Source organism: Flavobacterium ginsenosidimutans (assembly GCF_037478105.1).
Classification (GTDB): Bacteria; Bacteroidota; Bacteroidia; order Flavobacteriales; family Flavobacteriaceae; genus Flavobacterium; species Flavobacterium ginsenosidimutans.
This window is the reverse complement of record NZ_CP147988.1, coordinates 4,348,794-4,373,792: the sequence shown is the minus strand read 5'-3', so window position 1 is coordinate 4,373,792 and position 24,999 is coordinate 4,348,794. Positions and strand designations below refer to the sequence as shown.

General features: G+C 33.9%; 18 protein-coding genes. 8 read left to right on the top strand and 10 right to left on the bottom strand.

Annotation, left to right across the window (positions count from 1 at the left end):
• The first annotated feature begins 143 nt into the window (after window positions 1-143).
• The 5 genes from V6624_RS19045 to V6624_RS19025 all read left to right on the top strand — a co-directional run bounded on the left by V6624_RS19045 (window position 144) and on the right by V6624_RS19025 (window position 8,484).
• The gene (locus V6624_RS19045; RefSeq protein ID WP_111289817.1) at window positions 144-3,230 is read left to right on the top strand and encodes a SusC/RagA family TonB-linked outer membrane protein; all 3,087 of its coding nucleotides are present in this window, start codon (window positions 144-146) and stop codon (window positions 3,228-3,230) included.
• Window positions 3,231-3,247: 17 nt separating this feature from the next.
• Window positions 3,248-4,837: a SusD/RagB family nutrient-binding outer membrane lipoprotein gene (locus tag V6624_RS19040; RefSeq protein WP_338839810.1), complete on the top strand. Its 1,590-nt coding sequence runs from the start codon at window positions 3,248-3,250 to the stop codon at window positions 4,835-4,837.
• Between the two features lie 181 nt (window positions 4,838-5,018).
• Window positions 5,019-6,350 carry a sugar MFS transporter gene (locus V6624_RS19035; RefSeq protein WP_338839809.1) on the top strand — a complete coding sequence of 444 codons (1,332 nt, stop codon included), beginning with the start codon at window positions 5,019-5,021 and terminating at the stop codon, window positions 6,348-6,350.
• A 96-nt stretch (window positions 6,351-6,446) separates the two neighbouring features.
• The gene (locus V6624_RS19030) at window positions 6,447-7,499 is read left to right on the top strand and encodes a sialidase family protein (protein ID WP_111289822.1); all 1,053 of its coding nucleotides are present in this window, start codon (window positions 6,447-6,449) and stop codon (window positions 7,497-7,499) included.
• A 19-nt stretch (window positions 7,500-7,518) separates the two neighbouring features.
• Window positions 7,519-8,484: a M20/M25/M40 family metallo-hydrolase gene (locus V6624_RS19025; RefSeq protein WP_338839808.1), complete on the top strand. Its 966-nt coding sequence runs from the start codon at window positions 7,519-7,521 to the stop codon at window positions 8,482-8,484.
• A 233-nt stretch (window positions 8,485-8,717) separates the two neighbouring features.
• On the opposite strand, the gene V6624_RS19020 is transcribed toward V6624_RS19025, so the two are convergent.
• Both V6624_RS19020 and V6624_RS19015 read right to left on the bottom strand, forming a co-directional pair.
• Window positions 8,718-8,858, bottom strand: a complete 141-nt coding sequence (locus tag V6624_RS19020; RefSeq protein WP_338839807.1) for a winged helix-turn-helix transcriptional regulator — start codon at window positions 8,856-8,858, stop codon at window positions 8,718-8,720.
• Between the two features lie 20 nt (window positions 8,859-8,878).
• The gene (locus V6624_RS19015; protein WP_338839806.1) at window positions 8,879-9,082 is read right to left on the bottom strand and encodes a winged helix-turn-helix transcriptional regulator; all 204 of its coding nucleotides are present in this window, start codon (window positions 9,080-9,082) and stop codon (window positions 8,879-8,881) included.
• 82 nt (window positions 9,083-9,164) lie between these two features.
• Between V6624_RS19015 and V6624_RS19010 the strand changes: the two genes are divergently transcribed.
• Window positions 9,165-10,040 (top strand): NAD(P)H-binding protein, encoded by an 876-nt coding sequence (locus tag V6624_RS19010; protein ID WP_338839805.1) that lies wholly within the window; start codon window positions 9,165-9,167, stop codon window positions 10,038-10,040.
• 299 nt (window positions 10,041-10,339) lie between these two features.
• Here the strand turns inward: V6624_RS19010 and V6624_RS19005 are convergent, their stop codons facing one another.
• The 6 genes from V6624_RS19005 to V6624_RS18980 form a co-directional block, all read right to left on the bottom strand.
• Entirely contained in the window at window positions 10,340-11,668 is a 1,329-nt protein-coding gene (locus V6624_RS19005; RefSeq protein WP_338839804.1) for a hypothetical protein, read from the bottom strand.
• Between the two features lie 37 nt (window positions 11,669-11,705).
• Window positions 11,706-14,105 (bottom strand): TonB-dependent receptor, encoded by a 2,400-nt coding sequence (locus tag V6624_RS19000; protein WP_338839803.1) that lies wholly within the window; start codon window positions 14,103-14,105, stop codon window positions 11,706-11,708.
• A 385-nt stretch (window positions 14,106-14,490) separates the two neighbouring features.
• Complete coding sequence (locus tag V6624_RS18995; protein WP_338839801.1) at window positions 14,491-15,483, bottom strand: FAD:protein FMN transferase; 993 nt, start codon at window positions 15,481-15,483, stop codon at window positions 14,491-14,493.
• Between the two features lie 251 nt (window positions 15,484-15,734).
• Window positions 15,735-17,918: a PepSY domain-containing protein gene (locus V6624_RS18990; protein WP_338839799.1), complete on the bottom strand. Its 2,184-nt coding sequence runs from the start codon at window positions 17,916-17,918 to the stop codon at window positions 15,735-15,737.
• A gap of 27 nt (window positions 17,919-17,945) precedes the next feature.
• The gene (locus V6624_RS18985; RefSeq protein WP_111289833.1) at window positions 17,946-18,428 is read right to left on the bottom strand and encodes a DUF2271 domain-containing protein; all 483 of its coding nucleotides are present in this window, start codon (window positions 18,426-18,428) and stop codon (window positions 17,946-17,948) included.
• Window positions 18,429-18,528: 100 nt separating this feature from the next.
• Window positions 18,529-20,019, bottom strand: coding sequence for an ankyrin repeat domain-containing protein (locus tag V6624_RS18980; RefSeq protein WP_338839798.1), 1,491 nt, complete (start codon window positions 20,017-20,019; stop codon window positions 18,529-18,531).
• Window positions 20,020-20,864: 845 nt separating this feature from the next.
• Between V6624_RS18980 and V6624_RS18975 the strand changes: the two genes are divergently transcribed.
• Window positions 20,865-21,839, top strand: a complete 975-nt coding sequence (locus V6624_RS18975; RefSeq protein ID WP_111289837.1) for a ribonucleotide-diphosphate reductase subunit beta — start codon at window positions 20,865-20,867, stop codon at window positions 21,837-21,839.
• Between the two features lie 16 nt (window positions 21,840-21,855).
• Window positions 21,856-23,553, top strand: coding sequence for a ribonucleoside-diphosphate reductase subunit alpha (locus tag V6624_RS18970; RefSeq protein WP_111289839.1), 1,698 nt, complete (start codon window positions 21,856-21,858; stop codon window positions 23,551-23,553).
• Window positions 23,554-23,719: 166 nt separating this feature from the next.
• On the opposite strand, the gene V6624_RS18965 is transcribed toward V6624_RS18970, so the two are convergent.
• Both V6624_RS18965 and ribB read right to left on the bottom strand, forming a co-directional pair.
• Window positions 23,720-24,292: a Crp/Fnr family transcriptional regulator gene (locus tag V6624_RS18965; protein WP_338839796.1), complete on the bottom strand. Its 573-nt coding sequence runs from the start codon at window positions 24,290-24,292 to the stop codon at window positions 23,720-23,722.
• Complete coding sequence (ribB, locus tag V6624_RS18960) at window positions 24,293-24,955, bottom strand: 3,4-dihydroxy-2-butanone-4-phosphate synthase (protein WP_338839794.1); 663 nt, start codon at window positions 24,953-24,955, stop codon at window positions 24,293-24,295.
• Window positions 24,956-24,999 lie beyond the last annotated feature (44 nt).

Below are 24,999 nucleotides of genomic sequence, written 5' to 3'. Positions count from 1 at the left end.
TTACAAATGAAAACGTTTTCTTTCAATAATTGGCGAAACTTTCACCAACACCTTTTGAAAATTGTCATTTGTCGAAATAATGATTCGTTAACAAAATGTATTCTTAAATTTAACATGTTATTAACTCTAAAAAAACAACTAATATGATTAAAAACGTACTAAAATTACTGTTGGTCATCTGCCTTTTTGGGTTTCAAAGCCTACAAGCACAGACTACAGTAAAAGGAACGATAACAGATGCTGTTAGCGGAATTCCGATTCCTGGAGCAAATATTATTGTTAAAGGAACAAAGACGAGTGCTTCATCAGATTTTGATGGTAAATACAGCATTAATGTTCCAGGTCAATCAGCAGTTTTAGTTTTCACTTATGTGGGATCTGCTTCAAAAGAAGTTGCTGTTGGATCACAAACTACAATTAACGTATCTTTAGGTGCAGACACGCAGCAATTAGGAGAGGTAGTAGTTACGGCTCTTGGTATTAAGAGAGAGAAAAAAGCTATTACTTATTCTGCACAAAACGTTTCAGTAGGTGAACTTTCTGAAGCAAGATCATTAAACGTTGCCAACTCTCTTTCTGGTAAAGTTGCTGGTCTTAACTTCTCTACTACTTCTAATGGTGTTGGATCTTCTTCTAGAATTACTTTAAGAGGTAACAGATCTCTTAACGGGAACAACCAGCCTCTTTATGTTGTAGATGGTGTGCCAATTAGTAACGGAACAACAACAACTAATCCTGATATTGATACAGGAGGAACTACACAGCCTGATGGTATCTCTAACATTAACCCAGAAGATATTGCTTCGATGACTGTTCTTAAAGGACCATCTGCTGCAGCTCTTTATGGATCTAGAGCATCAAATGGTGTAATCGTAATTACAACTAAATCTGGTAAAGCTGGAAAAACTTCAGTTTCGTTATCATCTAATTTCATGGCTTCTTCTGCTTACAATTTGATGAACTTACAAAACGAGTATGGTCAAGGTACAAATGGTGTTTACGTTTCTAACTCAAGCTCAAGCTGGGGAGGAAAATTAGACGGAAGTCAAGTATCAGCATGGCAATTAGTTCGTAACCCAAATTATGCTGGGCCAGCTACACAAAGCTATTCTGCACAACCAAACAACGTTATTGATTTCTACAAAACAGGTTATAACTTAGCAAACACTTTAACTGTTACAGCTGGTAACGAAAAAGCGCAAGGTTATTTCTCTTATACTAACACACGTGCTGAAGGTATTGTTGGAGGAAACCAAATGGACAGACACAATCTTAACTTAAGATTGACTAGTAAAATTTCTGACAAATTAACTTTAGATGCTAAAACAAACTACATCGTTCAAGATATTAATAACATATTGAGAACTGGTGAAGAGTCTATTGGAACATCTGCTTATTTATTACCTCGTAGTATCGCTTATAACGATTACAAAGATTTCGAATATTTTGATGCTGCTGGACAAAGACAAGTAAACTACTTTCTTGATGAAACTGGAGCTCCAGGAGGAAACCCTTTCTGGTCTGCTTTAAGAGATGATGCTCGTACAGATAAAAGAAACAGATTTATTGGTTTAGCGTCTCTTAAATATGAGTTTACAAAAACATTAAGCTTACAAGGTAGAGCTGGTTTAGACCAAATGACAAATACAACTGTTAGAAACGGATATGCAACAAATGCTTTCAATAGTAATTTGGGATCATACAGAGAATCTTATGAGACAGTTAGCGAGTTAAACGTTGATGCTTTACTTGCGTATAGCGAAAAATTTGGAGATTTTTCTATTGGACTTAATGCTGGAGCAAGTTCATTGCAACAAAATAGTTCATCGTTAAATTCAGGTGGAGTTTTAAGTAAAAGAAACTTCTTTGCATTATCGAATGTTCAAACTCCAACATCTACTTCTACAGCTTCAGAGAAAAGAATTAACTCTGTTTATGGATTTGGACAAATTGGTTTCAGAAACTATTTATTCTTAGATTTAACAGCTAGAAATGACTGGTCTTCTACTTTACCAAATGATTATTTCTACCCATCTTTCGGGCTTTCAGCAGTTATCTCTGATATGGTAACATTGCCAGAAGTAATCAGTTTTGCAAAATTAAGAGCTTCTTATGCACAAGTTGGTAACGATACAGATCCTTATCAAACACAACAAAGATTTTCTTACATCGGAGGTAACGGTGGTATGTTATATGGACAAAGCACAAAAGCTAATCCAAACTTGAAACCAGAGATTTCTTCTTCTTCTGAGTTTGGTGCTGATGTTAGATTTTTCAACAACCGTTTAGGTTTAGATTTCACATACTTTAAAACGTTAACTAACAACCAAATTTTCTATATCAACACTCCTGAATCTTCTGGATACTCTAGAGCAATCGTAAACGGTGGAGATATTGAAAATAAAGGTATGGAGTTCACGCTTACTGCAACTCCAATTCAAACACAAAACTTTACTTGGGATATTACAGCAAACTATGCTTCTTATAAGTCAAAAGTAAAGTCTATCTTTGAAGGACGTGATGAATTAGTAATTGGTGAAGGACGTTTAGTAAGAAGTAAAGTAGTTGTTGGTGGAGAATATGGTGATTTATACATCAAAGGTTTCCAAAGAAATGATGCAGGACAAATTTTAGTTAACAGCGCTGGTATTCCTTTAGCTACAAATGGTTTTGATGTTCGTGCTGGTAACTTTAACCCAGATTGGACCGCAGGTTTCAAAAACAACTTCAAGTACAAAGATTTCTCTTTAAGCTTCCTTGTTGATTTCAGAATTGGTGGTGAAGTTATTTCATACACTCAAGCTAGACAAGCTGGTTTAGGGGTAAGCGACATTACGTTAGCTGGAAGAAATGGTGGAATTATTGTTGATGGTGTTGTTGATAACGGAAATGGAACTTATACTCAAAACACAACAAGTATTAATGCAGAGCAATATTGGACAGCAATCGGTCAAAGAACTCCAATTGCAGAACCATTCGTATATGATGCAACAAACATTAGATTAAGAGAGCTTGTATTTGGTTATTCATTGCCAAAACGTTTATTAGGTAACTCAGGATTTAGCAGTATTGACTTCTCTTTAGTGGGTAGAAACTTATTCTTCTTCTTAAACAAAGCTAAGTATTTTGATCCAGAGGCTGGAGCAGGTACAGGAAACTTACAAGGGATAGAATCTTTCAACATTCCTTCAACGAGAGATTATGGAGTTAATGTTAAATTCGGATTTTAATTAAAAAAAGAGATATCATGAAATATAGTTTTAAAATAAAAACACTAGGAGTTGCTCTAGCAATGCTATCTACTTTTTCTAGTTGTACAAAAGATTTCGACGAAATAAATACGGATCCAAATTCTCTTACAGAGAGTCAATTAGATCCAACCCTTGCAGGACCAGCATTTGCATCTGCACTTTATGCAGGTATCCACAACGGTTCTTACTCGTCACCTAGTGGTATTGATGACCAAGGTACTTGGGGTATTGCAACTGGTATTTTGTCTTCAACTTTTATTCACTACTTAAACTGTGGATATGGAACTGAAAGAAATGCTTTCGTTAACGGATACGAAGGTAGAGGATGGACAAGATTTTATACAGTTGCTGCACCAGCATTAACAAATGCTATTAAAGCTTCTGAAGGAAATGCTGAAGCATTAGCAGTTTTAAAAATCTGGAAAGTTTTCATGTACAACCAAATGGTTGATGCTTACGGACCAATTCCTTACACTCAAGCAGGTAATGGTTCAGATAAAGTTCCTTACGACAGTGTAGAATCTATCTATGAAGATTTCTTTAAATTATTAGACGAAGCTAATGCTACATTGTCTTCTACTTCAACAACTACAGTTGCATCTCTTTCTCCAAATGATAGAGTTTATGCTGGAAGCGTTGATAAATGGAGAATTTTTGGAAACAGTATGAGATTGCGTTTAGCTTTAAGAATTTCTGATAAAGATGCTGCTAAAGCAAAAACTCAAGCAGAGGCTGCTGTTGCTGCTGGAGTTATGCAAACAAACGATCAAAGCGCATTCTTTAAAGCAAGTAGCATTACTCCAAACAACTTAAACATGATTGTTAACAGCTGGGGTTATGTAATGACAGCTTCTATGGAAAGTATCTTAGTAGGATACAATGATCCACGTTTATCAAAATGGTTTGCCCCAATCGATACTGGAGTTTATAGAGGAAACCCTGTTGGAGGTTTAGAAGATCAATTTGGAACTACTAAATTCTCTGCTTTTAACAATGAAGTTTTAGGAAATGGTGCAGCTAATAACCTTAGTGAATCTAAAAACATTGAAATCTTAATGGCTTCTGAAAACTACTTAAGTAGAGCAGAAGGAGCTTTAAATGGATGGAACATGGGCGGAGATGCTAAAACTTTGTATGAAACAGGTATTAGATTATCTCTTGCACAATGGGGAATCACTGATACTGCTACAGTTAATGCATATATCAATGGAGTAACTTTGCCAACATTACCAAACATTTTAACATTATACCCAACTTTAGATTTACAAGATATTCCAGTTAAATTGCCAGTTGCTTGGTCTGCATCTACTGCTGATCAAAGAACTCAAATTGCAGTTCAAAAATACTTAGCAATTTTCCCAGAATCTTGGGAAGCTTGGGCAGATTTACGTAGAAGTGATGCTAAAGTAATCTATCCAATTTTAAACACTGATAACCCAGATGCTGGAGTTGGTAAATCTTTGATGAAAAGAATTATTTACACTACAAACGAGTACTCAGCAAACAAAGAAGCTGTTGAAGACGGAGTTTCTAAATTAGGAGGTCCAGATTCAGGTGGAACTAGACTTTGGTGGGACACAAAATAATTAATTTGGTAAGTAATGATCGACACAATCCTTACTTAAAACGCAAAAGGAGAGGTAACTCTCCTTTTGTTTTATTACAATGTCAGTATTTCTGATAATATTATGCTCTTTTAACTAAATGATGATTTTCTCCAATTTAATAAATCATCAAAACCACAAAAAACATTAAATAAAATAAAGAATGGTTAACGCAAATACCACTAACTCCTCACAAACCAAACCAAACTTATTACCAATATTAATAATCGCAAGTCTATTTTTCATTTTTGGATTCGTAACCTGGATCAATGGCGCTTTGATTCCGTTTATGAAAACCATTAACGAATTGACCTCTGCACAATCTCTATTAGTTGCTTCGGCATCTTATATTTCGTTTGTGGTTATGGCGCTTCCCGCATCTTATATTTTAGCTAAAATCGGTTATAAAAAAGGAATGTCTTTAGGATTATTCATTATGGGATTTGGAGCTTTAATCTTCATTCCCGCTGCCGAAGCTAGAACGTATTGGATGTTCTTAACTGGAATTTTTATTCAAGGAGCTGGAATGACTTTATTGCAAACCGCTTCCAATCCATATATTACTATTTTAGGACCTATCGAAAGTGCTGCAAAACGAATTTCTATTATGGGAATTTGTAATAAAATTGCAGGAGCTTTAGGTTCGCTTATTTTCGGATCAATTTTATTATCTGGAATTGATGAAATTCAGGAAAAATTAAGTAAAGTCAGTGTTTCTGAAAAGAATATTTTATTGAATAATATGGCCGACAGCGTTGTAGTTCCTTATATTTCTATGGCTGTCGTTTTGTTTATTTTGGGAATATTAATTCGTAAAGCACCGCTTCCAAATGTAGAAGCAGCGCCAATAGAAGAAGCAAAAGATGGACAAACAGTAAAAACGAGTATTTTTCAGTTTCCGCATCTTTGGCTTGGAGTATTAACGTTGTTTATGTACGTTGGAGTAGAAGTAATTGCAGGTGACACCATTATCGCTTACGGAATCGCTTTAGGATTTCCTGCTGCCGATGCTAAATTCTTTACCACTTTTACTTTATTAGCAATGGTGGCAACTTACGCTTTAGGAGCATTTTTAATTCCGAAATATATTACACAAGCTTTAGCTTTAAGAGTTAGTGCAGTTTTAGGAATTATTTTGTCTTTCTGTATTGTATTTTCAACTGGATTTACGTCTGTTTTATTTGTTGCTGGTTTAGGAATCGCAAATGCTTTGGTTTGGCCAGCAGTTTGGCCACTTACACTAAATGGACTTGGAAAATTTACAAAAACTGGAGCAGCTTTATTAGTAATGGCAATTTCAGGTGGAGCAGTTATTCCGCCATTGTATGGAAAATTCGTTGACGGTGCAAAAGCAGATTTAATTGCACAAGGAATTAGCGAAGTAAATGCCTCAGCAAGTGCATCAACAAAAGGATATTGGATTTTGCTTCCTTGCTATATCTTTATTTTATATTACGCAATTTCAGGACACAAAATAGGTTTGAAAAATAGTTAGATCTAAGATGTATTAGATGGAAGAATCAAGAAAAGATTTTTACTTTCCAAATCTTTTATCTTGAATCTTTCATCTAAAAAAACAAAAAATAATAAAATGATATCAAAAACAAAATATACTGCAGTAGCTGTACTAGTGATTTTTCTTTTTTCGAATGGAATAAAAGCACAGATAAAAGCAGTAAATATTGAAAGCAGTTATATTGCAGATCCTCCAGTTACGACTAATAGTCACGCATCGACTTTGGTGGAATATAAGCCAAACGAGATTTTAGCAGCTTGGTTTGGAGGAAAATATGAAGGCGCAAAAGATGTCGGAATTTATATTTCGGCTTATAAAGACAAAAAGTGGTCTTCGCCTAAAAACCTAATTAAACCTTTGATTAAAAACGGAGATACGCTTCCATGTTGGAATCCAGTTTTGTTTAAAAGCAAAAGCGAAAATCTGTATTTATTTTACAAAATTGGTAAAAATCCTAGAGAATGGTTTGGAGCTATGATTGTTTCAAAAGATAATGGAACAACTTGGGGCGAACCAAAATATCTTCCAGATGGAATTTTAGGGCCAATTCGTAACAAACCTATTGAAACTACTCCAGGTGTAATTTTATGCGGAAGCAGTACAGAAAGTGTAAACACAGACGAATGGCGCATACATGTAGAAGAATATACAGAAGCAACAGATTCTTGGAAGAAAATTGCGGTAGAAAACAATCAAAACTTAGATGTGATTCAGCCTACATTCTTAATTCATAGTTCAACTGATATTCAGATGTTGTCTCGAAGCAAACACAATAAAGTGGTATCGAGCTGGTCTGGCGATAATGGAAAAAGTTGGATTAGAACTAACACTATAAATGTGGTCAATTCAAATTCAGGCATCGATGCTTTAACTGTAAATAAAAATTTGTTTTTATTGGTAAATAATCCACTGCCAATTGGAAAAGATTGGTTTAACGGACGAAACATTTTAGATGTCGAATATTCTAAAGATGGTCTAAATTGGACAAAATTATTTGATCTTGAAAAACAAGAAAAAGGAGAATTTAGCTATCCAGCCATAATTCAGACAACAGACAAGAAAATTCATGTTTTATATACTTACGATAGAAAATATATTAAACATACCTCTTTTGAACTAAGCTTATAATTTTAGATAAGAACAAAATATGCAAACTCTAAAATATCTTTTTTTAAGCATTTTATTTTTTGGTATTCAAGCGAATGCTCAAAATAAAGACATATCTAAAACCTTTTATAAACATGACAAATATTTGTCTTCCGATAAATTAGAAGGTCGTTTTCCAGGAACAAAAGGGAATAACGAGGCTGCGGTATATATTCAGAAGTATTTTAAAAAATACGGTTTAAAAGAATTCAATAATTCCTATTATCAGCCTTTCAAACTTTTTGTGAAAGAAGGAATTAATAAAATGAAATCGGATAGTGTTGCAACTCAAAATGTTTTCGGTTACATCGAAGGTTCAGATCCGAATCTTAAAAACGAATACATTGTCATTGGCGCACATTATGATCATTGGGGCTGGGGCGGACCAAATTCAGGAAGTAAAAAGAAAGAAGCTTTTGCCATTCACAATGGAGCCGATGATAATGCTTCTGGCGTTTCGGCATTATTGTGCATTTTGGAAGAAGTTTCTAAGATGAAAGTAAAACCAAAAAGAAGCATCATTTTTATTTCTTTTAGCGGAGAAGAAGAAGGATTGCTTGGTTCGAAATACTTTATCAATCATTTGCCAATTCCAAAAGAAAACGTAAAAGTAATGCTGAATATGGATATGGTTGGAAGATTGAATGATAAAAAAGAGCTTTATATGGGCGGTGCAGGAACTTTTCCGAACGGAGTCGAATTAATGAAAAAACTCCAAGAAAACAGCGGATTAAATCCAGTTGTACATGCAGGCGACGTTGGCGGTTCTGATCACGTTTCTTTTTATAAAGAATCGATTTCTGCCGTAGGTTTTCATACAGGCGGACATCCACAATATCATACGCCTGATGACGATATTGATCTGATTAATTCAGATGGGGGAGCTTTGGTTGCAAAATACATTTACAATGCCCTCACCCAAATTGCCAATTATGAAGAAGCTTTAATTTTCATTAAACAAAATTAAAAAAGCGTTATTCAATACAAATAAGTTAAGTAGTTGAGTGAAATTATTTTAACACATAGAAGCATAGTTTTTAAAAACTTAAAAGTTTAAATGCACGTGCATAAATATTTTTCTCTTAGTCCTTCTTTTTAGGATAGAACCTATGTTTCTATGTGTTGAAATTAAATCCTGTACAATTTCACGAAATTAAGTTAAGTTAATTAGTTTTTTGTTGTTTGAAGAGGCGGTGTCTATTAAATAGTATAGACGCCGTCTTTTACTTTAAAAGCCCACGCAGCCATTGCATCAATAACGGGTAAAAGGCCATTTCCTGCATTGCTTAGTCTATAAGTAACAAATGGAGGAACAACAGGTTTTGCCTCTCGAATAACCAAACCATCTGCCTCAAGTTGTTTTAAATGCTAATAAGCATTTTTTCTGTTACTGCCGGAATTGCTTTTTTCAATTCGCTGTAACGCTTATCTCCGGTCGATAAATGATATAAAATAATGGGTTTCGAGTAGCCTCCAATTTTTTCCATAACAAAAGTTACGGGACATTTTTCCAATGCATACTGCTTGTTTTCCTGAATAGTAGACGATTCTTTAATTGCTGTCATGATACATACTTTAGGGTAAGTACTTGTATAAAAGTAAGTACAAAGATACCTTTGTAATGTTAAATAAAAAAAACATTTTAAGATGAAAATTATAATCTCAGGTTCATTAGGGAATATCGGAAAGCCATTAACGGCACAATTAGTAAAATCGGGACATGATGTAACGGTTATCAGCAGTAATACAGATCGAAAAGATGCGATCGAAAATTTAGGTGCAAAAGCAGCAATTGGGTCAGTTAGCGATGCTGATTTTCTTTCTAAAACTTTATCAGGTGCGGATGCTCTTTTTGCAATGACACCTCCAAATATGGGTGGAATAAATATTGTTAAAAACACAACAGATGCTGGTCACGCTTTCGCGAAAGCAATCCAGACAGCCAACATTAAAAGAGTAGTAATGTTAAGCAGTATTGGAGCTGATTTACCGACAGGAAACGGGCCAATTGCAGGTTTGTATAATATTGAAAAGATTTACGAGAAACTGGACACTTCAATTACATTTTTGAGAGCTGGATATTTCTACTTTAATTTCTTTAATGATATTCCGATGATAAAAGGAGCGGGGATTATGGGAGCGAATTTCCCTGCGTCAAACCGTATTCCGTTAGTGCATCCAGAAGATATTGCATTTGCTGCGGCAGAAGAATTACAGAAAACACAAGAAGGTAAAAACATTCGTTATATTATTAGTGATGTTAAAACGCCTTCAGATATTGTAAAAACTTTTGGAGCTGCTATAGAAAAACCAGAACTTCCTTGGATTGAGTTTACAGATGAACAATATTTTGGCGGAATGACACAAGCTGGAGTTCCTGAAGAAATGGCTGGTTTATATACCGAAATGGGAACAGGATTAAGAAACGAAACGATCGCTGCCGATTTCTTAAACAATGACGGAAACGTACAAGGAAAAATCAAATTAGAAGATTTTGCAAAAGAATTTGCTTCAAAATTCTAATTATAACCAGTTGATTGAAATTATTTTAAACACATAGAAACATAGTTTTATAAACTTAAAAAAGGCGTTTCACTTGTTTAAAAGCACATAGGAAACTATGTGAAATTATTTTTATCTCTTCAGCATGATTCTTACGCATAAAATCTATGTTTCTATGTGTTTAAATTTGATTCAGTTCAATTTCTCATGATAAATTAAAAAAACATTCCGCTTACTAAAGATAGAAGCGGAATGTTCAATTTTAAAAAAAAATCTCAAAATGAGAGCGGTTAACGAGCTGTTTTTACAGCCGTATTTTTTTAGAATACCCCAATATAGTGGTTTCCTGGTTTGTTCAATAATTTAGCACCTTTTGTCACTTGTCCTGAAGGAATATCAATTACATAAATGTTACCATCTTTTCCAACTGGAGTAACAGCGATGTAGAAGTTGTTTCCATCAACTACAAAACCTTGATATTGACCGAAATCTAAATCAGCATCATAAGCAATTCCTTCTACCAATGTTGCAGTTTTAGCATTCAAATCAAGTCTTGCTAAGAAACCTTGTTCAGTACCTTCGTAAGTATAAACCGCATAAGCAATTCCGTTTCCAACATATCTCCAAGCATCAATATAACTTCCTTTAACACCTAAAGCAGTATCTAAACTAAATACATAAGAGTTGTCATATTCATTATTTTGGTTGATTTTTAAGATATAAGAACCTTTTTGAGTATCCCTTTGTGTTGCTTGATAGATATTTCCGTCTGTAGCCACAAAACTGTTGAAACTTCTGTATCCGCTAGTGTCACCAAATCCTATAGTTGAAGTAATCACTTTTGGATTTTCCAATGAAGGATAATCAACCACAACAGATTTAGATCCTAAACGTGTGAAAGATGATGCGTTTTGTCCCGTTGCAGGATCAGTTTTACGCATCCAAGTCCCGATGATTAATTTGTTTCCAGCTTTATTTAAAGTTGGCGCATCTAAACGGAAAATATGGTGTCCTTGCGCTTCTTCTTCAGCAGTCAATGGAATTTCATATTGTTTGAAAGCAGAAATTAAAGTTTGCTGCATATCTAAAGATAAAACTGTCGCAACACCTCTTGTATTTTTGTATGTTTTATCTTCATTTGTGTTAACAACTGGAGTAGTTACGTTAACGGCTACACCTGTTTTGTCACCATCAAAAAGTTTTACCCATCTTGGAGACGTTCCAGCATATTGTGAAATATTTACTTTTGTCTGAGATTCTACAAAGTTATTAGCGCCGTTTACTTTATACGTCATGAATTCACCTCCATTAGCACCTGTATATGTGATGTTGAAAAGTGTGCTTCCATCTACAGAAGATTGCAAACGTGCTGTTCTGCTAGATTGTACAGGTACACCTTGATCGTAAACATTTACAGAAAAAGTAGGATCAATTGCATTTTCTTTGCTAATAGCGTAAACTCTCGTTCCGCCATTTCCGTCACCAGGTTCTGTCTGCATTAAAGCTCCAGCAACCGTAATCCAACGTCCGTCTGTAACAGGATTAACAGGTTCAGTATTTTTATTGTCATCGCTGCTGCAAGCTGTAGTTAAAGCAAATGCACCAACTAGTAAACTAGATGTAAATAATTTGAAAGTGTTCTTTTTCATCTTTATTGCATTAAAAAATTAGTTATTTATTGAATGATTAAAATTTATTAAGGTTGTAGTTAATTTTCAGATAAAATGCTCTTCCCGGTTTTTGGGCAGCAAAGTTGTCGTAAACCTGTTCATCCAAAATATTTCGGGCATCAAAACTAACAGTGAATTGTTTGTTCGGAAAAACATAACTTAAACCTAAATCCTGTGGAAATTGAGCTGAAGTTCGGTCGATTTCTAGCCATGAAGTATAAAATGGAGCAACATAACCGCAGTAGTAATACAAATTAAGTTCTGACTTACTCTGTATTACGTTTCTAAAGTTGTATTGAAGATTTCCGTTAACAGTGAAATACGGTTCATTTGGCAATTGTTTATTGTAATAAGGAAGTACATTACCGTTTGAATCGTATTTGTCCTTATATAGAGAATTGAATTTAGAAAGATTTATTCCTCCAAAAAATCGATCGTTGTACGAATACTGAAGCGAAGTTTCAAAGCCAACTGATTGTGCTTCTCCTAAGTTCACAAAAGGCGTAGCCTGTACTGCTTCATTTAAGCGAATGCTTATTTGACGTACAATTTTATCTTTTGAATTTCTTAGAAAACCATTTCCAGAAAATGTGATTTTATGATGATTAATTTCATACGGACCAAAACGAAATCCTGCATTAAAATTATTGCTTTGTTCAGGTCCTAAATTAGTATTGCCTAAAATGTTCTCGCCTGGACGCCCAAAGACTTCATCTTCTGTTGGAAGCCTAATTGCTTTTTCTGCAGAAAACATCGCCATTACTTTAGGGAAAAGTGTATAAGAACCAGCTATTCCATATCCTGTAAAATTGGTATTTTTTGATGAAACTTCAGCTCCAATAGTATTCTGACCATTTTCGTTGACAATTATAGGTTTAATTTCTGTGTTGTCTAAGTCATAATTTTTGACAAACAAACTTGCTCTTAAACGTGATTCAAAAGCTGACATTTCATAACCAAAGGATGAAACAATTTTGGTTAAATCGCGCGTTACATCAAAGTTTCTAATTAATTCAGGTTTCATTCTATCAAGCTCATTTTGGTCAAAAATGTGAGTCATTACATTCGCAAGAATTTTATGATTTTCATTGATAGAATAAGTTAATCCAACTCTGGTATTGAAAACATTAGCAGTTCTGTAATTTAATGTGGTGGCTCCTTGCTGCGCTCCAGTTGTTGACAAAATAGGCTCGCCGTATAAACCAATAGCTTTTTCTCCATTCCAGTTGTAATTCCATTTTACGGTATCACTTAGAAATTCTTTTTTGTGGCTATAGACCGCAACAGCAGAGAAATCCAGTTTTTTAATCAGGAAATCTTTTTTAGCATAAGTAAGGCTGAATACATTTGCGGCATTTTCACCATATCTTCCCTTATAAGGTTTTGTCATGTATTGACCATGCTGAATTTGGTTGTAATCCTGTGATCCGTTATAACTTACTGAGAAAGTATCAGCCCAATCTACATTAGTGAAGCCAGCTTCAAGTCTTCCTCCGTATGATCTGTACATACTCTCAAATCTTTTGGTTCTAATGTATTCGTAACGCCCATTTGGTAAGATGTTATAAACCCATCTTCCCCAAACTTCATAATCATTATCAGAGTAATTTTGGAAAGCATTTGCTTTTACTGTAAAGCCATTTTTATCTCTAAAAGTTGTATTTACATTAGATTGTACGGTGTTAAATGAACCGTAAGAAACAGAAGCATTTAAGCTATTTTTAGCTCCTTTTTTCAAAACCACATTAATTGCGCCGCCAAGAGAATCATCTGCTAAATAAGCTGGAACGACTCCTTTAAAAACCTCAATTCTTTCAATCAAAGCAGGCGGAATACTATTTAAACTGAAAGAAGCTCCATAAGTTTGAATTGGAACGCCATCGATGAAAATTCTAATAGCATTTCCAGACATTCCGTTAATATTATAGCTTACAGCAGAACCTAGACCTCCATTTTGTCTAACTCTTACACCACCAGAACGATCTAATAAATCGTTGGTTTGCAGGTTTCTTTTTGCAGCTTCTTCTGTTTCAATTACATTTACTGCAAAGCCTTTGTCAATGATTTCTTTTTTGAATGTTTTTTTCTGAATTTTAACTTCTTTCAGTGCTTTTGGATCTGTAGCTTTTTCGAGTTGAATATTAAGCAGTAGAGAAGGACGATTAACCACAACATTGACAGTTTTTGGTTTTGCCTCCATAGAAGAAATCTCTAAATTATAACTTCCATAAGTCAAGCCTTTTATTTCAAATTGGCCGTCGTTATCGACTACAACGAAGTTTTTTGTTCCGTTAATTTGAACTGATGCTCCGTAGGCATTTTCATTATTAGTAAAATAAACTTTCCCTGTAATTTTTCCAGTTTGAGACCAGCCAGAAAAGGTTATCATAAAAAGGAGAGCGTAAAGTATTCTCATATGGCAGTTTTATTGGACTGCAAACTTATATGATAATTTAAATTTAATCTAAATAAAGCAATTAGAAGATTATTAGAATTGAGTTGTAGATTCTAATGTTTTTTTAATATTGCTCTTTGAGTTATGAGTTGTGAGTTGTGAGATGTGAGATGTGAGATGTGAGATGTGAATTGGGAATTCGTGTTTTGTCTTCCTTAGCGATCCCGAAACTTCGGTATCGCTAAGGAAGACAACTGAATCAACCATCAACATCAACCATTAACCATCAACCATTAACAATTAACCATTAACAATTAACCATTAACCATTAACCATTAACAATTAACCATTAACCATTAACAATTAACCATTAACAATTAACCATTAACCATTAACCATTAACAATTTACAACTTATAGGAGAAGTTTTTAGATTTAATAACTTTCCCTTTATCAGTAATCATGAGACAGCTGTATTCAGGAAATTTTTGAAGTAAAAGCAAACCTTCTTTCTGGCCTAAAACCATCATAGAAGTACTCAATCCGTTGGCGGTTTCTGCGTTTGGACCAAAAACGGTTACGCTACATAAACCGGTTGCAGGATAGCCAGTTGCAGGATTTATAATATGAGAATAGCGTTTACCGTTAAAAACAACAAACTTTTCATAACTGCCAGAAGTAGTCACAGCGCCTTGTTTTAGCGGAACAGTTCCAATCAATTTTTCAGGATTAAACGGATTCGTAATTCCGATTTTCCAATCGTGTCCGTTCGGTTGTTTTCCCCAAGTGCTCATATCGCCCGAGCCGTTTATTATTCCAGCCTGAACACCTTTTTCGAGCATCATTTTACGGCATTTATCGGTTGCATAACCTTCGCCTAAAGCACCGAAACCAATTTTCATTCCTTTTAATTTTAGAAAAATAGTCGATTCTGTGCTGTCTAAAATGATATTTCTATAACCCACTTTCTCAACTGATTTTTTTATGGCTTCCGCCGAAGGCATTTCGGTCATCGAACCATCAAATTTCCAAATACGATCTAAAGCTGCAAAACTAACGTCAAATCCGCCGTTTGTAATTTCAGAAAGTTTAATCGCTCTTTGCGTCAATTCGAAAACTTCACGATCTACTTTAATGGGTTTTATTCCTGCATTTTGATTAACCTCGGAAACTTGAGAATCGGGTTTCCAATCAGAAATTAAATTTTCAATTCGGGTAATTTCGCCAATAACTAGATCAATGTTTTGCTCTGCCGAAAGAGAATCTTTATCTACAATACTAATATCAAAACGTCCGCCCATAAGCAAAGTCGTTCTTTTTCGTAAAACTTGCGAATGTGCTGAAAAACAGCAAGTAATTACAAATAGGAATAAAATTTTATGTGATAATAATTTGTGCATGAAAATAGTTTTAAAAGCTCCAGAGGAGCAAAATATTTATAGTTAATTGATTGATAATAGTTAACAAAGCTCCAGCGGAGCGACATATTTTACAACATTTGTGTCACCCCTCTGGGGCTTTAGCTGTATGTGGATCAAATCAAATCTATAAATATGTCATCCCTCTGGGATTTGTTTTAGAATTAAAAATTAAAAATTCCAGCTAGAGATCCAAAATCAGCAATCCAAAATCAACCATCAACAATTAACAATTAATAACAGTCGGTTAAAATTTGATTATTGGCTTTATATTCTGAAAGCGTTTTTAATTGGTTTGCTGTGCACAATTCGCTCAAAACTACTTCAACATCTTTCTGCATTTGAAGCGAACCGCAAATCATGATAACGCCACCTCTTTTTAATAAATACACAAAAAAAGAAGAATCTCTTTTAATCAAATCCATTACATAAATATGTTCTGCTTCGCGCGATAAAGCAACATGAAAATTATCAAGTTGTTCTTTCTGAATCATAATTCCTGCAAACTTTTTATAAGCCATCAGCGTTGGCGTTTCCATTCTGAATCCGCTATAAAGATGCAGTTCTTTTTTAGCTTTATTCTGTTCAATCATTCCTAAGAAAGGAGCAATACCTGTTCCGTTAGAAATAAAAGCTATTTTTTGCACTTTCTTCGGAAGATGAAAAGCAGGATTTTTAACAATCTGAGCTTTTATAACATTTCCAGGTTCTAAAGCATTTAAATATCCAGAACCTAATCCGTTTGGATGAAGTTTTACGACTAATTGAATATTTCCAGAATGATTTCCAATAGAGTAGAGACGCTCTCTCGAATCATTAGCCGGATAAATTGCTAATAAATCTCCAGAACTGAATTTAGTTCTCATATTCGGACGCAAAGTCAAAATAAAAGTATGTTCGGTTTCGGAAATTGGAGTTTTATCTAAAACCATTAATTTTTGCAAACCTTTTGGAACGTGATTGTATAAAGAAGGTGTTGTGGCCAATGGAATTCCAGTTTTGGCACTCCATAATTTCGCCCATTCAACAAATTCTACAGCCGATTTATCATTTACGGTTTGTAAATCTAAAAAACGTTCTGTCCAATTTTGATTTTCTAAAAGCTGATCAATTTCAATTGCAAATCCGCAGAAATCCGGATATGATTTAGAACCAAAACCGACTACAGAAAAATTGATTTTCTGCTCCTGATTTTGTTTTTCTAATAATGCTTTGAATTTATTAGCATTAGAAGGTGCGTCTCCCAAGCCATGCGTTGAAGAAAATACGATAATATGTTCCGCTTTCGGATAAACAGAAAAGCGATTTAATTCGGTAATAAAAGCTTTATGGCCTTGGTCAATTAATTGTTTTAGAATTGTATTTGCAAATCGGAAAGAACTTCCATTTTCAGATCCAACTAAAAGAATAAAAGCACTTTCATTTGCTTTAAACTTATTTTTAATCAAGCTTGATCTTCTTTTCAATGTAATCGCAAAGCCAGAATAAATGAAGAACAAAATATTAAGGCACGCAATAGCTAAAATTACAGCCCAAATTCCGTTAATTCTTCCCGTATGAAGATCGAGACTCAAAGCTGCATATTGTGCAGTTATAGGAGAAAGTTTTTCAGAAATTACAGTTCCTGTAACTTGATTTACTTCAACTTCTCGATCTTTCAATTCGATGATATAATATTCTTCTGGATCATCTGTAAACGGAAATTCGATTTTCTTTACATCCGATAATAAAGTTGTTTTGAAAATCGAAGCTGTTTTCGCTTTGGCAGAAAGTTCTGTTTTTACAGGTTTTGCTTTTTCTTCACCCATAAAAAAGTTGAATCTTTCCAGCGATAAATAAGTTCCTGTAAGTGCAATAATCAAAATCGGAATTAAAGCTAATCTTCCTAAAAGAACATGATAATATTGCGCAAAATATTCTTTAATAATTTTAGAAAAGAAATTTCGGATGCCGCGCTGTCTTTTTAGAACCAACACTAAACCCGAAATTGATATTAATAACAAGCAAAAAGAAATAACACCAACAAAAAAACGTCCCGCTTCATGAAGAAAAAGCGAACGGTGAAAACTCATAATCCATTTAATGAATTCTGATTTTTTTACAGGAGTTCCTAATGCTTTTCCAGTTTTTGGATCAATATAAGCATTAACGTCATTTCCATCTTCATCAATTGCCTGAAGTGTTACAAACTGATTGTAATCTACACTCAATTCTGTAATTTCTGGATATGCCTTCTTTAAAATTGGAAGGGTTTCGCCCAAAGTTATTTTATTAAAATTTTCAGCTTTATACGGAAGTGTTTTTTCCTGAACTGCATCGACTGCCAGAATGATTCCTGTTACCGAAGCCAAAAGCAAAAAAATAGAAGAAAATAAGGCCAAAGCCAAATGTGCGTAACGCCAAAAAGAAAGAGTCATTGAGTGTATTCTAGAAATGTAATCGTATTATATTTTACTTAATCTTACGTATTTGATGTAACCTTTACCATCTGTTTTATCGGCCATACCTTCTGTTGTAAGCGGAATTTCAAGATCGCTCACATAATATTTCTGATCTTCAACAGCAGATTCAAAACGTAATTTGTAACCTTTATTAATTTTAGAATTTTCGATTTCGATAGTTGTTACACTACGATCACCTCCAGTTACAGAAGCTCCAGTTTTTGCACTAATATCATCTGATTTTGCAGTGTGAAATTTATTCCATTCTTTTAAAGATTTATACCATTTTTTATCATCGCCCATTACATAAAGCGTTTTTTCGTATTCGCCAGCTGAATTAACTAGAGAAACTACAATGTAAGCACCTTCTCCCATATAATTATTCATTTGCAGCATAATCTTGTATTTGCTTGATTGCGCTTGAGATTGGAAAGAAACTAAAAAGATAAAAGCGCTTGTAAGAGCAATTTTTAATATTGATTTCATCTGAAATTATGTATTTGTGTGGATTTGTAATGTGAAATCCCAAACACCAAATGTAAAGTTTGGAATTTGGAATTTCAAATATTGATTATTAATTAATTGTTTATTTTAAAAATTCAACAGAAACGTTGTTTTTAGTTAGAAGCTCATTTTCTTTTGCCAAAGCGTAAGCCGTTTCATCAAATTCTGTGCTGATGTCTTTTTTTGCTCCTGCAGAAACTAAATATTTCAAGATTGAATCATCTTTAGAAGTCATTGCAGCTCTGTGTAAAGCAGTTAAACCATCTTTGTTTTTAGCGTTAATGTCTACTTTTAAATCAGTAATTTTTTTAAGAAGCGAAACATCATTTTTTGTAATAGCTAAATGATACAAAGTATTTCCATCTTTTTGCTGAGCCGCTAAGTCCAGTCCTTTATCTTGAAGGAATTTAGCTTTTGCATCAAAAGGATCTGTAGTTACTTTTTCTCTTCCAGCCGGACGATAAGATTGTACTAAATACACACCTAAATTATTTCCGTCTTTATCTTTTACATTTACATCTGCACCTTTAGCTAAAAGTAAATTTACTGCTTCTGGCGATCCGTTTCTAACTGCAAAAGTCAAAGCAGATTCTCCTTTTAAATTTTGAGCATTTATGTTTTTAGTAATAGGAAGAAGCAATTCTAAAACAGCAGTTTCTCTAGCCGCAGCTGCAGCCATTACAGGCGTATTTCCATCTTTATCGCCTTTATTTACGTCAACACCTTTTTCTAAGAAATATTTAATGATTTCTGTCTGATTAGGTTTTCCAGCCAAAATATGCAATACATTTTGTCCAGCTTTGTTTTGAGCAGTTGCTTTAATTTTTGCTTCTTCAACCAAATATTTATAGGTTTCCAAAGTATTAGTTTCTCTACGGCTTCCTTGAGCAGCAAATAAAAGAGCATCGCTAGTTGGTTTAATTCCTTTTTCTAAAAGTTTCTTCAAAAGCGGAAGATTTCCTGATCTTGCAGCATACGTAAAAGCAGTATTTCCGTAATTATCTAAATCTTTTAAAGACATTCCTTTAGTAGAAAAATATTCGGCAGCTTTTAAATCTTTATCAGACGCAATGGCTAAAAGTAGAAGATTAGCGCCGTTAGCATATTTTTTTGTCGGATTAAGGCCAGCTTTGAAAAATGCGTCATACATCGCTGGAGCTGATTGACCGTTTGAAGCAGCAAAATCTGCAGGAGCAGTTCCGTGGCTGTCTTCAAAATTTACATCAGAACCTTTTGTTATAAGATATTGTACCAATTCTGTATTACCTCTATAAGCAGCCCAGTGCAGATAGATACGATTATCGTGAGTTAATTTTGTGATCGAATTTCCAGGTTGTTCAACTAAAAATTTGATTGTTGCAAAAGGAGCATCATTATTAATGGCTAATGTTGTAACGTCAAACGCGTTTACATTAGCTTCAGCTGGATTATTTCCTTTAGCGATTTCTGCCTGAACCGTTTCAACACTTGGAGAAGTTTTCCAGAACGCAGCATCTAACAACGTGTTTTTTTGCTGAGCATTTACAAATAAAGACGTAGCAAATGCAAAAGAAACGAAAAGATTCTTTTTCATATTTCGATAATTTATGGTTATTGAATTGTACAAGATTAATTTAATTTTTCGGGAATATTTTGTTCTATTTAGAATAAATAAAAATAAAGCAAATGTAAAAATTAATATTCTTAAACCAATAATAATTTGCCGTAAAAAGGAATTTGGGTCTAGTTTTACCTAAAATTAAGAATAGCTTAAGCGAATTTTAATTTTTTTTTAATCTGATAAGTTGTATGAGATGGAAAAAGCTAAAATTTGAAGTTGAAAAAAGACTTAAAAGAGCGAAACTTGACGGAAGATTTTACTTTGTTGGATGTTTATAGCATTATTCGTCTTTTAATCTTATTTCGTATCAAAAAAAGCCTTTTTCATGATCTTGTTTTTTAAAACAGAAAAGAATCTTAAAAAAATATTGATTGTAAATGTTTGTGATCAAGAATGTTGTGATTTTTTTTGTGAAAAATAGCTTTAAAAATTATTTAGAATAATTATTAATAAGAAGCTTTTTTTGATTGAAAAATGCGACTTGGATTTTGCTTTTTTTAAATCGAAATGTTGATAACTGTTTTGCGTTTGACCCTAAAAAAGTTCGCTTTTTCATGTTGATAACTTAACATTAATTTTAAGGAAAATGCTAGCTCATTGACAATTACAAGATATTATGTTGCTGTTGATAAAATTTGCGAATTTGAGGTTTTTTGAAGTTTTAAAACTGTTGATAATTGGACGGATTTTTAACATCAAAAACTGGATAAAAGAAGAACTGTGGGTTAAATTTGTACTTATAGAAATCACGCCAATCCGACCCCAAATTTGTGCGCTCGCTTTTCTATTTCAAATACGTCACTTAAAACTCTATATATATGTCAATTTTTGATAAAAGAATCAATTATAAACCTTTTGAATATCCTGAGGTTCTGCAATTTACCGAAGCAATTAATAAGGCTTATTGGGTACACACTGAAGTAGATTTTACTGCCGATACGCAAGATTTTCATGCGCATTTAGATTTGGCTGAAAAAACAGCAATTAAAAATAGTTTATTGGCAATCGCACAGATTGAGGTAGCTGTAAAAAGTTTTTGGGGTAATATATATGAGCATTTTCCAAAACCAGAATTCAACGGTTTGGGAACTACTTTTGCAGAATGTGAATTCAGACATTCAGAAGCATATTCTCGTTTATTGGAAGTTTTAGGTTATAATGACGAATTTGAAAGACTTTTGGACGTTCCTGTGATTCGCAGACGTGTAGATTATCTTTCTAATGTATTGAAAGATACAAAATCTCAGGATAACAGAAAGTATATGGTTTCGCTGATTCTGTTCAGTATTTTAATCGAAAATGTTTCATTATTCAGTCAGTTTGCTATTTTATTGTCGTTCACAAGATTCAAAGGATATATGAAAAATGTGAGCAATATTATCGCTTGGACTTCAATCGACGAACAAATTCATGCAAATGGCGGAATTTATATCATCAATAAAATCCGTGAAGAATTCCCTGAATATTTTGATGCAGAAACTTTAGAATTAATTAGAGAAACGGTTAAAGAATCAATTACGGTTGAAGCTGATATTTTAGATTGGATTTTTGAAAACGGAGCGATTGAAACTATTAATAAAGAAGATTTGGTAAACTTTATGAAATTTAGAATTGACGAAAGTTTGAAACAAATCAATATCGAAACAATTTTTAATGTTTCTCCAGAAGAGTATTCAAAAATGACTTGGTTTGAAGAAGAAGTTTTTGCAAACAGTTTAGATGATTTCTTTGCAAAACGTCCAGTTGAATATACGAAACACGACAAGAGTATCACTGCAAACGATCTTTTCTAATACAAGCCCATAATATATGAATACAATAGACACAAACCCAGCAAATAACAATTTTGAACCACAAAACGACAGTAAAATGTGGTGGAAAAATTCTGAAAGTGAGCAGATTTTAAACCGCGGTTATCTTTTAAAAGGAGAAACTGTAGAAGGAGCAATCGATAGAATTTGCACTGCTGCTTCAAAAAGACTTTACAAACCAGAGTTGAAAGAGTCTTTTATGGAAATGATAGAAAGAGGCTGGATGAGTATCAGTTCGCCAGTTTGGGCAAATATGGGAACAGAAAGAGGATTGCCAATTTCTTGTTTTAACGTTCACGTTCCAGATAAAATTGAAGGAATTACACATAAGCTTGGAGAAGTAATTATGCAGACTAAAATTGGAGGTGGAACTTCTGGTTATTTTGGTGAATTGCGTGAACGCGGAAGTGCTGTAACAGATAACGGAAAGAGTAGTGGAGCTGTAAGTTTCATGAAACTTTTTGATACGGCAATGGATACCATTTCACAAGGTGGAGTTCGTCGTGGTGCATTTGCAGCTTATTTAGATATTGACCACCCAGATATTGAGGAATTTTTGAAAATTAAAAGTATCGGAAACCCAATTCAGAACTTGTTTACTGGAATCTGTGTGCCAGATTATTGGATGCAGGAAATGATTGATGGCGATGGAGATAAAAGACAAATTTGGGCTAAAGTATTAGAAAGCCGTCAGCAAAAAGGTTTGCCTTATATTTTCTTTAGTGACAACGTAAATAAAAATAAGCCACAAGTTTATAAAGATCAGAATCTAAGAATCAATGCAAGTAATTTGTGCAGTGAGATTATGCTTCCATCAACTCATGACGAATCATTTATTTGTTGTCTTTCTTCAATGAATTTAGAGTTGTATGAAGAATGGAAAGATACTGAAGCGGTTAAACTGGCGATCTTTTTCTTAGACGCAGTTTTACAAGAATTCATTGAAAAAACAGAAGGGAACTATTACCTTTCTGCAGCTAATAAATTTGCTAAAAGACACCGTGCATTAGGTTTAGGAGTTTTAGGATGGCATTCTTATTTACAGAAAAACATGATTCCGTTTGAAGGAATGGAAGCTAAAATGAAAACTACAGAGATTTTCAAACATATTAGCGATAAAGCCGATAAAGCAAGTCAAGAATTGGCTAGAATTTATGGCGAGCCAGAATTGTTAAAAGGTTACGGAAGACGTAATACAACGACAATGGCAATTGCACCAACAACTTCGTCTTCTGCAATTTTAGGACAAACTTCGCCAGGAATTGAGCCTTTCAGCAGTAACTATTATAAAGCTGGATTAAGCAAAGGTAATTTCATGCGTAAAAATAAATACCTTAAAAAACTCTTGGAAGAAAAAGGTTTAGATAATGAAGAAGTTTGGAGAGGAATTATGCTAAACGGAGGAAGTGTTCAGCACATGGAACAATTAACTCAGCAGGAAAAAGATGTTTTTAAAACATTTAAAGAAATTAGCCAGTTAGAAATTGTACAGCAAGCAGGAATTCGTCAGAAATTTGTTGATCAGGGACAAAGTTTAAATCTTAATATTCCAGCAGAATTGGCAATTAAAGATGTAAACCGTTTAATGATCGAAGCTTGGCAGCAAGGAGTTAAAAGTTTATACTACCAAAGAAGCCAAAGTGTTTCTAAAGAATTAGTAACAAGTCTTGTTTCTTGCAGCAGTTGTGAATCATAAAAATCATAAAGCCGGATCTAATTTAGATTCGGCTTTTTTAATTTAAATGTGTCGAAAGGTTTCACGCAGATTTTACAGATTTAGGCAGATTTTTAAGAAAAGTGTTTGCGTAATGTTTGTCATGTCGACGGAGGAGACATCTCCGCAAGTAACTCCGCAATCAAAATCAAACTTTAGACTTTAACCTACTTAAAGTTTCCTGAGAAATATTTATATAAGAAGCCACAATTTTATTAGGAAGCCGTTTTACAATTGCAGGATTTATTTTCAAAAGCTGATTGTACCTTTCCAAAGCATCCATAGTGGTAAATGACATTAAACGATTGGCATTATTAACATAGGCTTTCTCCAGATAATTGCTGTAAAACTCTCTCCATTGCGGAATAATTTTCATCAAATGATTAAAATCTTCATGAGAAATAGACAGCAATTCTGATTTCTCGACAACTTGAATATTTTCGAGAGCTGGCATTTTAGTTATAAAACTAACTAAAGCTGTAGCAAACTGATTTTCAAAAGCAATATATCGAGTTACATCTTTTCCTTCTTCATTTATAAAAAAGATGCGCAGACAGCCTTTTGCGACAAAAAAAGTCTCCTGACTGATTTGACCTTGAGCCAGTAAAATTTCATTTTTTCCTTTTTTAATAAGTTTAAAATAGGAGAGGATGGTTTCCAGATCTTCATCAGAAACGTTAATGCTTTTTCGAATGGAATTGCCAAGCTGTTCGTATATCATTTAATTGTAATCTCTAACGAATTTGCGGTAATAGATAATATCTTCAATAGATAAAACTACCAAATCATGTTGTTGTGCAAAGCTAATGATTTTGTCTAGTTTCGCCATGCTGCCGTCTTCGTTCATCAATTCGCAAAGAACAGCTTCAGGTTGCAAACCCGCCAATTTCATTAAATCGACACTTCCTTCTGTATGACCATTTCTTCCTAAAACGCCATTATTGTTTGCTCTCAGCGGAAAAATATGTCCAGGTTTTGCTAAATCTTCTGGCTTTGTATTTGTTGCAATTGCTGTTTTTATGGTCGTAATTCGATCTTTTGCAGAAACTCCAGTCGTCACTCCGTTTTTAGCTTCAATAGTAATAGTAAACGGAGTTTGAAAACTGCTGGTATTTTCTTTTACCATGTAAGGAAGTTCCAATTCATCAGCTTTTTCGTTAGTTAAACAAAGACAAACAATTCCGCTGCATTCACGAATCATTAAAGCCATATCTTGAACGTTCATATATTGGGCAGAAAAAATAAGATCGCCTTCGTTTTCTCTATTTTCATCATCGGTTACTAAGACACCTTTTCCGCTTTTAAGCTGTTCTAGGGCATTTTCAACACGATCTTTGCTGGTTAGTCCAAATTGCAATAGCGGACTTATTTCTGTACTTATCATTTTGGTATATTTTAAACTTATTTTGAAGAAACTAAAAAGCAAAT